Source organism: Vibrio sp. 10N.261.55.F4 (assembly GCF_041470465.1).
Lineage (GTDB): Bacteria > Pseudomonadota > Gammaproteobacteria > Enterobacterales > Vibrionaceae > Vibrio > Vibrio crassostreae_C.
Map to the genome: position 1 here is coordinate 60,453 of NZ_JBFRMM010000013.1, position 13,098 is coordinate 73,550.

Sequence of the window (13,098 nt, forward strand, 5' to 3'; positions counted from 1 at the left end):
GTGCCCCTATCTTAGGGCTGTAAGCTTAGAACCTGACATCTAGTAAGACGTTCGATTTGAAACGTTTTTATTTAAACGCCATGCAGCAATGCATGGCGTTTTTTATTACCTAGATTAAAGATGTTTGCATTTATATCGAAGACGTTAAGCGCAATATTTAGTTGATTAATATGAGGGCTTATTACATATTGGTGTTTAATATTTAGTCGTTTTAGTGAGTTAAGGAGGATTCACGATGAGCTTTGATACATGGATTTATTATTTATTAGCGGTGCTAATTTTAACGGCATCACCAGGCCCAAGTTCTTTATTGTGCATGACCAAAGGTGTGCAATCTGGCTTTAAATTATCGATATTTACTGCCTTGGGGAGCTTAACTGCGATTACTGGTATTTTAACTTTATCGTTTACCGGGCTAGGGGTAATTATTGCTTCGTCTGAAGTGGTATTTAATGTCATAAAATGGACTGGTGCAGCTTATCTGATCTTCCTCGGTTGGAAGTCTCTGCGCTCTAGCCAACAAGATTATGACAAGTTATCGGATCAACAAGGCGGTGCTCAATCTGTCAAAGAAAGCGCTGCGCAGCATTACTTAAGTGGCTTTATTGTTGGCGCGAGTAACCCCAAAGCTATCTTGTTTTTTACTGCACTTTTCCCACAGTTTATTGATCCCTCAATTGCGCTATTACCACAGTTTACCGTGTTTGCTTTTACCTTCGCAGTGATGGAATTGTCTTGGTTATTGGTGTATGCCTACTTGGGGGCGAAGTCGTCAAATTGGTTGTTTGCGAAAGGTCGAGCCAAGGTCTTTAATCGTGTCACTGGAGGTGTCTTTATTGGGGCTGGCGCACTGCTTTCGACGACCAGTCGAGCATAACTTTCTGTTTTATCAGAGAGGTGAATGGTTACAGAATATTCTTGATGCTGTCATAAAAGGTTAATATTAATGTGCTTGCTGCTTTTGGCGAAAAGCCGATATATTGTAGTTACACCATCACGTTCTCAAGGAGAGACATATGCAGCATCAAGAAATGATTCAACACAGTAACTTTGGCGTAATCAGTCGTACTTGGATTTTCTCTACCCTTTCTCTAGTGGGTATTCTTGCTCTAATGTAGTCAGCTTCATGGCTCTATAGTTTTAGTTTTTATTATGAAATCACTTGTTAAAAAGTCTTCAAAGTCAGAACTCTTTCTCTTATAAATGTGGCTTTTCTCATCAGGCTAGCCACTTAACTTTTTCTTAGTCATCTTCTTCTAGCAAGCATCCCCCAGTAATTTACTCCTAGTCACCACTTTCTTCTTGTGGAATGGTTTATCACCTTACCTCTATAAACAAGCGCCATCGCACTTCTGAAGTTGTTACGAAACTGTGATAATCTTAAGTTATCTTTTATCTACAGTGTATCTCTCATGTCTGTCTGGGATTCTATTTCATTTAACAATCGATTTACTGCATTACCTCGACTGTTCTATACCCCAATTCAACCTACACCGCTCAGCAATGTCCAATGGCTCGCATGGAATCATAAGCTTGCGGATGAACTCGGTTTTTTGTCATTTGATGATGCTTCCGAGGAATTGCTTGAAACGTTATCTGGCAATGTTGAACCTGAGCAGTTTTCGCCTGTAGCAATGAAATACGCAGGCCACCAGTTTGGTTCTTATAACCCGGATTTAGGTGATGGAAGAGGGCTGTTATTAGCTCAAATTGTCGCGAAAAGTGGCGAAACGTTCGATTTACACCTTAAAGGTGCCGGTAAAACGCCCTATTCACGTATGGGCGATGGACGCGCTGTTATTCGATCAACCGTTCGTGAGTACTTATGTAGCGAAGCGATGGCAGGGCTCAATATCCCAACCACTCGCGCGTTGGCTATGATGACCAGCGACACACCGGTATATCGAGAGAAGCAAGAGTGGGGCGCATTGTTGGTGCGTGCTGCCGAATCACACATCCGTTTCGGTCACTTTGAACATCTGTTTTATACCAATCAGTTGGCTGAGCATAAGTTGCTGGCCGATAAAGTCATTGAATGGCACTTCCCTGAGTGTCTCGATGAAGAGAAACCCTACGCTGATATGTTTAATCAGATTGTTGACCGTACCGCGGAGATGATTGCGTTGTGGCAAGCGAATGGTTTTGCTCATGGCGTGATGAACACCGATAACATGTCGATCATCGGGCAAACTTTCGATTATGGTCCGTTCGCGTTTCTTGATGAATATGACCCAAGATTGATCTGTAATCACTCGGATTACCAAGGTCGTTATGCTTTTAACCAGCAGCCAAGAATAGGGCTTTGGAACCTGTCGGCACTGGCTCACTCACTTTCTCCGCTGGTGGATAAGGCCGACTTAGAGGCGGCTTTAGAGCAGTACGAACCGCAAATGAACGGTTACTTTAGTCAGATGATGCGTCGTAAGTTGGGGCTACTTTCGAAACAAGAAGGCGACAGTCGTTTGTTTGAATCTATGTTCGAGCTGATGTCGCAAAACAAAGTTGATTATCCAAGGTTCTTTAGAACGTTGTCGAACTTGGACACCTTGCCACCACAGGAGGTGATTGATTTAGTTATCGATCGTGATGCTGCGAAGCTGTGGGTGGATAACTACTTGCAACGTTGTGAACTTGAGGAGTGTTCAGTTGTAGAGCGCTGCGAAAAGATGAGGCAGGTAAACCCGAAATACATCCTCAGAAACTACCTAGCTCAGCTTGCAATAGATAAAGCAGAGCGTGGTGATAGCAGTGATATTGACGCATTAATGGTGGTGTTGGCCGATCCTTATGCGGAACACCCTGACTACGAACATCTTGCCGCGTTACCACCAGAGTGGGGTAAAGCGATGGAGATCAGCTGCTCGTCTTAAATCGGCTTATCAATGCAATACCAACAGATAGCGGTCGCTTAGTTGTGATCTCTATCTGTTTGTTCTTCTAATTTTATCAACATATCAATAATCAAATACTCGACCTACCTATACACTATGTGAATAAGTTGTAAATTTAATAGGTTTGGGCGATGCCAACAAATACTCGAATTCTCGTGGTGGATGATGATCAAGAAATCCGCGAGCTGCTGGAAGAGTACCTGACAAAATCGGGTTTCGATGTCTCTTCTGTTGGAGACGGTGTTGAATTAGAAACCCACCTGCAAAGCCAAGGTTATCCAGACCTGATTCTGCTCGATGTTATGCTCCCCGGTGACGATGGTTTTACCTTGTGTCAGCGAGTTCGAAAGCAATCTAATGTGCCAATCATCATGCTGACAGCGGTATCGGATGAAACCGACCAAATTATCGGCTTAGAAATTGGTGCTGATGATTACATTGCCAAGCCGTTTAGCCCTCGTCAGTTAATGGCGCGTATCAAAGCGTTGTTGCGCCGCGTTCAAGTGGTGGATGACAAGACAAGTGATGCATTGCCAAAACAGATTGTTTTTGGTGATTGGACGCTTGATACGTTAGCGCATCGAATTTCCCACAATGAAAACTCGGAAGAGATGGATTTGTCGGGCAGTGATTTTTCTCTGTTGATGTTGTTCTTAACTCGCCCTAACGAAGTTCTCGACCGTGACACTATCTCATTCGCGACCAGAGGCCGTGAAGCGTTGCCTTTTGAGCGAGGCATTGATGTGCAGCTTAGTCGTCTGAGAAGCCGATTGGGCGACAGTGGCAAGTATCCTCACTACATCAAAACCATGCGCGGTAATGGCTATATCCTCGCTGTGCCTGTTCAGTATGAACACTGATAATCAAGTGATGTTAATGAGCACCTCGGCAATGAAGTATTTCCTATGAACGGGTTGAGTCGGTTAAAGCCAAACTCTTTGGTTGCCAGAACATTGTTACTGACCTTGTTAGCTGTGGTGATAGCTCAAGGTATCGCAACGTCTATTTGGTATAGCGAATCCAAACACAAAGAACTGGAGGGGATTCGTTCTGCCTCTTCAAGCATGGCCAATATGTTTGCCTCGACGGTGACTTTCTTCCAGTCTCTGCCCGTTAAATATCGCCATATCGTGTTGGATCAAATCCGCAATATGGGCGGTACGCGCTTCTTCGTTTCTTTCAATAAAGAGGCGTTGATTGTCGAACCGATCCCTGATACCCGTTTAAAAACCGCCTCGATTGAAGCGATAGAAAGTGTTTTGAGTAGCAAGCTCAATAAAGTCGAATCAGTGCGGGTTGATTTCTCTCGCCCTGAACATCTTCGTTTGCTTAAAAATGACATCTACTTGAGCGATCTCCCACGATCGTGGGCACATCATACTTTAACCTTAGAACCTCTTAACCCTCCTATTCTGGTTGTTCAGATAGAATTAGCCAGTCATGAATGGGTGTATATCGCCGCGTTGTTGCCTGCGCCTTACGTCAAACTCGACGATACGATTCTCGGCAGAGAACAGGTGATCTTCTTAGTTTCCTCGACCCTCATTCTTTTGGTTTTGACTTACTTGATGATTCGTCGGCAAGTACGCCCTCTTAAAAAATTAGCAAGAGCGGCCAATGAGATGAGTATGGATATTCAGCAGCCGCCACTTAACGAAGAGGGGGCTACTGAGCTGGTGACGGCGACCCGAGCGTTTAATCGAATGCAGCAACGGATTCGTCGCTATGTTGCCGACCGTGAGCACCTTTTCTCTGCAATCTCACATGATTTAAAGACACCAATAACACGGCTTAGATTGCGTGCAGAGTTGTTGGAGAGTGAAGTAAAGAAAGACAAATTCAACAAAGATCTCGATGAGCTTGAGATGATGGTTAAAGGTGCTTTGCAAGCGGTAAGAGACACCGATCTACACGAGAATAATGCCATTATTGACCTCAACGAAATGGTACTTGCAGTGATTGAATCTCATAACCAGTATCAGACAAAGGTTGAGTTCGAGCCGGTCGTCATTGAGCCATTGGTCGCTAAACCACTGGCGATAAAGCGTGTACTCACCAACTTAATCGACAACGCGGTTAAGTATGGTTCCTCAGCAGTTGTTGAAATCAGCGGTGATGATCTTTGGGTGGTCGTGACCATTCAAGACCGTGGTCTCGGTATTCCAGAAGACAAGCTAGAGTTAGTTTTTGAACCTTACTTTAGGTTAGCAACGGACGACCAAGGACACGGACTTGGCCTCGGGATCTGCCGAAATATCCTGCACGGACACGGCGGAGATCTCATTATTCGCAACTCCTCTCAAGGCGGCTTAGAAGCCAAAGTCTATATCCCCACAGGCTTAGAAGTGTAATGTAACAATTGTGTTACATAGGGCTTACCTTTTGTTTCAATCTTATCAATCAGAATAAGTAGACTCTTTATTGAACCGGACGTCGAGTCCGCTAAAACATGGAAGATAATAATGAAAATCAATAAAACCCTACTTACTCTATCTCTTCTTGCTGCCTCAACATTTTCTCAAGCTGGTGAAGTGGAAGTGCTTCACTGGTGGACTGCCGGTGGCGAAGCGAAATCCGCAGCGGTACTGAAAGAGATGATTGAAGAACAAGGCCATACTTGGAAAGATTTTGCTGTTGCTGGTGGCGGCGGTGAAAGTGCGATGACTGTTTTGAAAACTCGAGCAGTATCGGGCAATCCTCCATCTGCGGCGCAGATTAAAGGTCATGATATTCAAGAGTGGGGTGGTTTAGGTTTTCTGACGTCTCTCGATGCGACTGCTAAACAAGAACAATGGGATGAGTTACTGCCAGAGGTGGTGACTAAAGTGATGAAGTGGGATGGCGAATATGTGGCGGTTCCTGTCAACGTTCACCGTGTTAACTGGCTTTGGGCTAACCCTGTTGTTTTAGAAAAATCAGGCGTGACGGTTCCAACTACGTTAGATGAGTTCTTCGTTGCTGCAGACAAGATTAAAGCAGCTGGCTTCATTCCATTGGCTCACGGTGGTCAACCTTGGCAAGACGCAACCGTATTCGAAGCGGTGGCTCTTGATGTTCTAGGCAGTGAAGATTACAACAAAGCGTTCGTTGATCTTGATATGGACGTATTATCTGGCGACAAGATGGTGGAAGTGTTCACCAAGTTCAAAAAGATGCGTGACTACATCGACAGCAACTCTCCAGGTCGTGATTGGAACGTCGCAACTTCAATGGTTATCAATGGCGAAGCCGCGATGCAAATCATGGGCGATTGGGCGAAAGGTGAGTTTACTGCGGCAGGCAAAGTGCCGGGTAAAGATTACATCTGTGCACCAGCTCCAGGTACTGACGGCCAATTTACCTTCAACATCGATAGCTTTGCGTTCTTTGAGTTAAGTGACAAAGAGAACCAAAAAGCGCAGCAAGACCTAGCGAAAACCATTCTTACTAAAGATTTCCAAGAAGTCTTCAACCTTAACAAAGGTTCTATCCCTGTACGTCTAGATATGGATATGTCTAAGTTTGACCAATGTGCGTTGGACTCAATGGCAACCTTCAAAGCGAGTGCTGAATCTGGCGATCTTGTTCCGAGTATGGCTCACGGCCTAGCGACAACAAGCTACGCTCAAGGCGCTATCTATGACGTAGTGACCAACTTCTTCAATGAGAAAGATGCCGATCCGAAACAAGCGGCAGCTAAGTTAGCAAAAGCAGTGAAAGCGGCTATCTAATCTAACTTGATAAGTGACACACAACGCACGTGAGTGACGGGTTGTGTTGCTTTATCGAACCCCCAGGGTGGGTAGGCTCGTAGGGAGCCTATCTGCTCTTCACTCCCAATTCTAATATGCGTGATGCTGATGTGGTGCCGAAAGGTAAGCCATTGGCTCGATTGTGCAACAAGGATAAGTTATGGAGCATGTTTTGACTGAGTCGACTCCAAAACCCACAAGGAGCCAGCCTGCACCGAAACCGAGTTTTGCTGACAGGTTGCAACATTGGTTACCTAAAATTGTGCTGGCGCCAACTGCGTTAGTGACCGTGGTGTGTATCTACGGTTATATATTTTGGACGGCCGCACTGTCGTTCACCAACTCTCGATTTCTTCCGAGCTTCAACTTCGTTGGTTTAACCCAATATGAAAAGCTGATGGATAACGATCGTTGGATCACCTCTATCACCAACCTCGGTGTGTTTGGTTTTCTATTCATGGCGATTGCTATCTTGCTAGGTGTTGGTTTAGCGGTATTACTTGACCAGAACATCCGTCAAGAAGGCGCGATTCGTACTATCTATCTCTACCCAATGGCGTTGTCATTCATCGTGACGGGTACGGCGTGGAAATGGATTCTTAACCCGGGTCTTGGCATTGAAAAGCTGATGCAAGACTGGGGATTTACTGACTTCAAATTTGACTGGCTCGTCAATTCTGAAATGTCGGTTTACACCTTAGTGATTGCAGCACTTTGGCAGTCTTCTGGATTCGTGATGGCGATGTTCTTAGCCGGTCTGCGTGGCATCGATTCTTCAATCATCAAAGCGGCTCAAATCGATGGGGCAAGCTTACCCACTATTTATCTGAAAATCATTTTACCTTGCTTGCGCCCTGTGGTTTTCAGTGCGGTGATCATCACCTCACACATTGCAATTAAGAGCTTTGACCTTGTGACGGCAATGACGGCAGGCGGCCCGGGTTATTCATCGGATCTTCCAGCGCTATTCATGTATGCCCACTCATTTACTCGTGGTCAAATCGGCCTTGGTGCTGCCAGTGCCATGATGATGCTTGCCGGCATTTTAGCGATTCTCGTGCCTTATCTTTACTCTGAACTTAGGGAGAAAAAGTCATGATGAATAACATCAATTTTGCTCGAATCTTTATTTATTCAGCACTGCTTTTCTTCTGTTTAGTGTACCTAATGCCATTGTTCGTAATGGCGCTGACGTCATTCAAAACTCTGCCTGATATCAAGGCGGGCAACCTGATGAGCTTGCCCAAAGAGTGGGTGTTCGACGCTTGGTATAAAGCGTGGGACACCGCTTGTACAGGCGTGAAATGTGAAGGCATCAAAGGTTACTTTTGGAACTCATTCCAAATGGTGATTCCTGCGGTCGCAATCTCAACATTGCTCGGAGCATTCAATGGTTATGTAGTGACGAAATGGCAATTCCGAGGCTCGAATCTGTTCTTTAGCTTACTGTTGTTTGGTTGCTTCATTCCGTTCCAAGTGGTGCTACTACCAATGGCAACCATGCTCGGCAAGATGGGGCTAGCGAACACAACCATCGGCTTGGTGATTGTGCACGTTATCTACGGCATGGCGTTTACAACTCTGTTTTTCCGTAACTTCTACATCTCGATTCCGGATGAATTGATCAAAGCAGCAAAACTGGATGGTGCAGGCTTCTTTACCATTTTCTTCAAGATCTTATTACCGATCTCTACGCCTATCATCATGGTGACGGTGATCTGGCAGTTCACCGCAATCTGGAACGATTTCTTGTTCGGGGTGGTGTATTCCGGCTCAGAGACTCAGCCAATCACCGTAGCATTAAATAACTTAGTCAACACCAGCACGGGCGTTAAAGAATACAACGTTGATATGGCTGCCGCGATCATCGCCGCGCTGCCAACGCTGTTGGTGTATGTCTTCGCAGGAAAATATTTTGTTCGTGGCCTAACGGCAGGATCAGTAAAAGGATAATTACCCATGGCAACATTAGATTTAAAACAGATCCGTAAAACCTATCGCAACGCGGACAACGAAACGTTAAAGGGCATCGACATCAGTATCGATTCGGGGGAGTTCTTGATACTTGTCGGCCCTTCGGGGTGTGGAAAATCCACCCTAATGAACACCATTGCTGGGCTAGAAAATATTAGCTCGGGTGAAATCGTGATTGATGGTGTTGACGTGGCCCAGGTTGAACCTAAAGACCGCGACATCGCGATGGTATTCCAGTCGTACGCACTTTACCCAAACATGACGGTACGCGGCAATATCGCCTTCGGCTTGAAGATCCGCAAGATGCCACAAGACGAAATCGACGCAGAAGTGAATCGCGTCGCTGAAATGCTACAAATCGAACAACTGCTTGATCGTAAACCATCGCAGCTATCTGGTGGTCAGCGTCAACGTGTCGCTATGGGGCGCGCTTTGGCGCGTCGTCCTAAGCTGTATCTGTTCGATGAGCCGCTTTCTAACTTGGATGCCAAGCTACGTGTCGAGATGCGACACCAGATCAAACGTCTGCACCAAAAGCTGAACACCACCATTGTCTACGTGACCCATGACCAAATCGAGGCGATGACCTTGGCTGACCGTATTGCGGTGATGAAAGATGGTGAACTGCAGCAACTCGGTACGCCGCAAGAGATCTACACCAAGCCAAATAACATGTTCGTGGCGGGCTTTATGGGTTCACCATCTATGAACTTCATTAAGACCATGGTGGATTTGGATGATGAGCAGAATCCGATCATCAAAGTAACGGGTACAGCTGAGCAAGAGCACCACATTCGATTACCACAAAGCATGCGTGAGCAAGATGGCAAAGAAGTGGTGATTGGCCTGCGCCCTGAACATATTACCGAGCAGGAAAGTGAAGATGTGTCGGCAACGACCAAGCTAGACTTGCAGTTAGAAGTGCTAGAACCAACAGGGCCAGATACGATTGCGATGGTGAAAGTGAACGACCAAGAAGTGGCATGTCGCTTGTCGCCAGAATTTGAAGTGTCAGTTGGGCAAATGGCGCCGCTGCATTTTGACTTATCAAAGGCGGTATTCTTTGATGCTCAGACTGAAGCGAGAATTGATTTTTAGTTTTTGAGACAGTAGCTCAATGAGAGTCTAAGCTTAAGCAAAGGCAGTATCACTAATTACTAATAAGTAACGTGATGCTGTCTTTTTTGTTGTTTTAGCCTGTTTTATTTCCTCACGAAAACAGAGGGATAAACGAGATAAATGGATTAACTGCAATAATATCGCCAAATAGCCTCCGTTAGCTCTATAAAGCTGACCGAGAACAGCGTAGGATCGCGCTACTTTAGACCAAATACTAGGTTGCACATTAGTGCATAAACAGAAGAATACATGAAACTAACAGCAAAACCCTCAGCTAGTAACGCTTTACTTATTTCTATTACGACACCGGACTTCAAAGGTGACGAAGCAAAAGAGTCTCTTGCCGAACTTGCTCGCTTAGTAACAACCCTAGGGTTTAAAGTGGTCGGTACACAATCACAGCACCACAGTTCAACACAACGACAAAACGTGTTGGGCGCAGGTAAGCTTGCAGAAATTGCACACCTCACCGGTTACCAAGGTTCGATTGAAGAAGCAGAAGATGAAGATTTTATCGATGAATCTTTTGATTTTCGCGCTAGTATCGATGAATTAGATTTTGATGATCTTCCATCTGAAGATGTGGAGTTTGGTACTGCTGACGTAGTGGTATTCGACTGTGATTTGAGCCCATCTCAACTGCGTAATGTAGAAGCGCACTTGGGTGTCGAGGTATTTGACCGTACTGGTATCATCATCGAGATCTTTAGCCGCCATGCTCGTACTCGTACCGCACGTCTGCAAGTTGAAATCGCTCGCCTAAACTACTTAGTGCCTCGACTGCGTGAAACAGCCGACGGTGATAAAGAGCGTCAAATGGGTCAGGGTGCTGGTGAAACTTCATTAGAGCTAGACCGCCGTAAAGTACGTGACCAAATTGCTGCGCTTAAACGTGAGCTGGTTAGCGTACAGGACGAAATGAAGAACCGACGCACTCAGCGTTCGGAGCTTTTCACTGTTGCTCTGGTTGGCTACACCAACGCGGGTAAATCTTCGATGATGCGCGCTATGACCGCAACCGAAGTGAGCGGTGAAGATAAGCTATTCGCGACCTTAGATACCACGGTTCGTGCACTTCAGCCGATCACTCAGCCGCGTATCTTAGTGTCAGATACGGTGGGTTTCATCAAGAAACTGCCACACGATCTGGTTGCTTCATTCCACTCAACACTAGCAGAAGCGCATGATGCTTCATTACTGCTTTATGTGGTTGATGCTTCTGATGTTTCATTCCGCGCACAGCTTGATGTGGTACACGAAGTATTAGCGCAAGTGGGCGTTGAAGGCAGCGAAAAACTATTGGTACTGAACAAGTGCGATAGATTGAGCGAAGAAGAACAGTTAGAGCTGATTGAAGAATTCCCAGATGCAATGCTGACCTCGACTCGTGACCCGCTCGATATCACCAAACTACACAAGTACATTGTGGGTGTGGCTGAACAAGGCATGATCGAAGAAGAGATCACGATTCCTTATTCTGGACAAGGCATCATCGGTGAGATTCGCTCAAACATGAGTGTGGTGAAGGAAGAATACGACTACGAATGCATCAAGCTTACTGTACGCTCAAGTGCAATTGATTTAGCGCGCTTGAAAAAGCGTATGCAGAAGTCTTAATTTTGTAGCGAGCCTGGCAAGAACAACCAAAAGAAAAGCGACCCGATAAGGTCGCTTTTTTGTTTCCTGTCGCTGAGTAATTAGTTACTCGTCAACCAGTCCATTTAGGTCATTTACGCCATTCTTTGAGTTGGCTTCCATCGTGCTAGTTCTGGATCAAGCTTGATGCCTTGCGAAGTCAGCAGGTTAACACGTGCTAAGTAAGCCGCACCGTGCATCAGGTGCTTAGCAAGGTCGACCGCATTACGCTGCTGGTAATCATCTAGGTAGCTGTCTTTTGCCCACGCGTTGAATGCGCCAAGTGCAGGGCCAGCCCATACTTGATAATCCATTTCACGACCTTGTTCGCCCGTGTTTGACCAGCGGCTAGAAAGCCCCAAGTACCAGCGGAAAATCAACGCCATTTTACGCTTCGGGTTGCCTTCAGCGCGTTTGATCTGTTTAGGGTCGCGCTCGTTAAAGTGAGCAACAGTACCTGCCCAGATGTCATCCAATGTTGAACGGAATACCTGCTTCTCTAGCTTTTGACGTTCTTCAACTGGAATCGCTTCAATGGAGTCGTAGCGTGTGTAGATCTCGTAAAGCTTGTTTGCACGCATTGGGAACAAGGTACCGCGCTTAACCACTTGCAGCTTCACGCCCATTTCGAACATGTCTGCTGCCGGAGCCATAGTCACGTCAGCCATTTCAGTTGTCGAAAGCAGCTTACGTGTGTGTTCGCTCGCGCCAGCTTCAACACAGGCTTGGTTAATAGAACCAGTAACAATGTATGCCGCGCCCATGTTAAACGTTGCTAGAGCTGCGTCAGGCGTGCCGACGCCACCACCACAACCAACACGCAGCGGTGTTTTGAATTGGTACTGAGCTTGGATCTGTTCTTTCAACGCAAGAATCGTTGGTAACAGGGTAACTAGAGGGCGGTTATCGGTGTGACCACCAGAATCCGCTTCTGCAGTAATGTCATCCGCCATTGGAACCAACTGTGCTAGCTCCATCTGTTCTGCTGTGATTCGACCTTCATCAACCAAAGCTTGCAGCATTTTCACAGGAGCAGGCTGCATGAACTTGCTTGCGACTTCAGTACGGCTCACTTTTGCGATGACTTTGTTGTCAATCTGGATTTCGCCTTTTGCATCACGGCTTAGACCAGCAGCACGATAGTGAACAATTTGCGGTGTTAAACCTAAGAAGGCTGAAGCCTCAACCGTTTTCACTTTGTGCTTCAAAAACAGCTCTACACTGCCGCGCTCTAGTGCAGGTTCACTTGGGCTGTGAATCAGGTTAAACGCGTAAGGGCCGTTTGGTAGCGCTGCTTGAATACGGTTGATCGCTTGCTCAACGCGAGACGGGATTAAGCCTGCCGCGCCAAATGAACAAAGAATGCCTGCCTGACCAAGCGCAATTACAAGCTCTTCAGATGAGATGCCGTTGGCCATTGCGCCTGCGTAGTACGCGTATTTTACGCCATGACAGCGACGAAACTCTTCGTCGCCCAAGCTTTGTGTACCGAGTGCAGGAGCAAAAGCGCTAACAGGTTGGTTGTTCGCTGAACTTGCTGAATCGCACGATGCAATCTCTGCTTGTTGGCTAACGCCTAAACCTTTTTCTGGGTGGTTCACGACGTAACAAGCAAGGCTTAAGTCTTTTAATATTGTCGACATTGCCGCGTTATCAAAGCGAGTTGTGCTCTCTTCAATCTGCCAAGGCCACGGAGATAGCTTTTCGTTATTGATAGTGGTTTGAGTTGTCATAATTAATTCTTTCCT

10 protein-coding genes are annotated in these 13,098 nt (G+C 46.1%); 9 read left to right on the forward strand and 1 reads right to left on the reverse strand.

The features are described from left to right. Positions 1 to 235: 235 nt before the first annotated feature. From AB4249_RS07405 to hflX, 9 genes are all read left to right on the forward strand, one after another. Positions 236 to 877 (forward strand): LysE family translocator, encoded by a 642-nt coding sequence (locus tag AB4249_RS07405; protein ID WP_017060639.1) that lies wholly within the window; start codon positions 236 to 238, stop codon positions 875 to 877. A gap of 535 nt (positions 878 to 1,412) precedes the next feature. Beyond that, positions 1,413 to 2,870 carry a protein adenylyltransferase SelO gene (locus tag AB4249_RS07410; RefSeq protein WP_372102700.1) on the forward strand — a complete coding sequence of 486 codons (1,458 nt, stop codon included), beginning with the start codon at positions 1,413 to 1,415 and terminating at the stop codon, positions 2,868 to 2,870. Positions 2,871 to 3,022: 152 nt separating this feature from the next. Further along, positions 3,023 to 3,751, forward strand: coding sequence for a response regulator (locus AB4249_RS07415; RefSeq protein ID WP_017066145.1), 729 nt, complete (start codon positions 3,023 to 3,025; stop codon positions 3,749 to 3,751). Between the two features lie 45 nt (positions 3,752 to 3,796). Next, positions 3,797 to 5,242: an ATP-binding protein gene (locus AB4249_RS07420; RefSeq protein ID WP_372102702.1), complete on the forward strand. Its 1,446-nt coding sequence runs from the start codon at positions 3,797 to 3,799 to the stop codon at positions 5,240 to 5,242. 111 nt (positions 5,243 to 5,353) lie between these two features. Then, positions 5,354 to 6,601, forward strand: a complete 1,248-nt coding sequence (locus tag AB4249_RS07425; protein WP_004736057.1) for an ABC transporter substrate-binding protein — start codon at positions 5,354 to 5,356, stop codon at positions 6,599 to 6,601. A 181-nt stretch (positions 6,602 to 6,782) separates the two neighbouring features. Next, a complete protein-coding gene (locus tag AB4249_RS07430; RefSeq protein WP_010439457.1) occupies positions 6,783 to 7,721 on the forward strand; it encodes a carbohydrate ABC transporter permease in 939 nt (312 codons plus the stop codon). Continuing rightward, on the forward strand, positions 7,718 to 8,575 hold the full coding sequence (locus AB4249_RS07435) for a carbohydrate ABC transporter permease (RefSeq protein WP_009848502.1): 858 nt from the start codon (positions 7,718 to 7,720) through the stop codon (positions 8,573 to 8,575). Before AB4249_RS07430 ends, AB4249_RS07435 begins: the two co-directional genes overlap by 4 nt. A gap of 6 nt (positions 8,576 to 8,581) precedes the next feature. Continuing rightward, entirely contained in the window at positions 8,582 to 9,694 is a 1,113-nt protein-coding gene (locus AB4249_RS07440) for an ABC transporter ATP-binding protein (protein WP_017066148.1), read from the forward strand. Positions 9,695 to 9,964: 270 nt separating this feature from the next. After that, on the forward strand, positions 9,965 to 11,332 hold the full coding sequence (hflX, locus tag AB4249_RS07445; protein WP_136974229.1) for a GTPase HflX: 1,368 nt from the start codon (positions 9,965 to 9,967) through the stop codon (positions 11,330 to 11,332). Between the two features lie 113 nt (positions 11,333 to 11,445). Here the strand turns inward: hflX and pfaD are convergent, their stop codons facing one another. Next, positions 11,446 to 13,083, reverse strand: a complete 1,638-nt coding sequence (gene pfaD / locus AB4249_RS07450; protein ID WP_372102704.1) for an eicosapentaenoate synthase subunit PfaD — start codon at positions 13,081 to 13,083, stop codon at positions 11,446 to 11,448. Positions 13,084 to 13,098: the final 15 nt, after the last annotated feature.

Coding starts and splice junctions, on each gene's coding strand:
- AB4249_RS07430 (WP_010439457.1), top strand. CDS start 6,783: ATGGAGCATGTTTTGACTGAGTCGACTCCAAAACCCACAAGGAGCCAG.
- AB4249_RS07425 (WP_004736057.1), top strand. CDS start 5,354: ATGAAAATCAATAAAACCCTACTTACTCTATCTCTTCTTGCTGCCTCA.
- hflX (WP_136974229.1), top strand. CDS start 9,965: ATGAAACTAACAGCAAAACCCTCAGCTAGTAACGCTTTACTTATTTCT.
- AB4249_RS07410 (WP_372102700.1), top strand. CDS start 1,413: ATGTCTGTCTGGGATTCTATTTCATTTAACAATCGATTTACTGCATTA.
- AB4249_RS07415 (WP_017066145.1), top strand. CDS start 3,023: ATGCCAACAAATACTCGAATTCTCGTGGTGGATGATGATCAAGAAATC.
- AB4249_RS07435 (WP_009848502.1), top strand. CDS start 7,718: ATGATGAATAACATCAATTTTGCTCGAATCTTTATTTATTCAGCACTG.
- AB4249_RS07405 (WP_017060639.1), top strand. CDS start 236: ATGAGCTTTGATACATGGATTTATTATTTATTAGCGGTGCTAATTTTA.
- AB4249_RS07420 (WP_372102702.1), top strand. CDS start 3,797: ATGAACGGGTTGAGTCGGTTAAAGCCAAACTCTTTGGTTGCCAGAACA.
- AB4249_RS07440 (WP_017066148.1), top strand. CDS start 8,582: ATGGCAACATTAGATTTAAAACAGATCCGTAAAACCTATCGCAACGCG.
- pfaD (WP_372102704.1), bottom strand. CDS start 13,083: ATGACAACTCAAACCACTATCAATAACGAAAAGCTATCTCCGTGGCCT.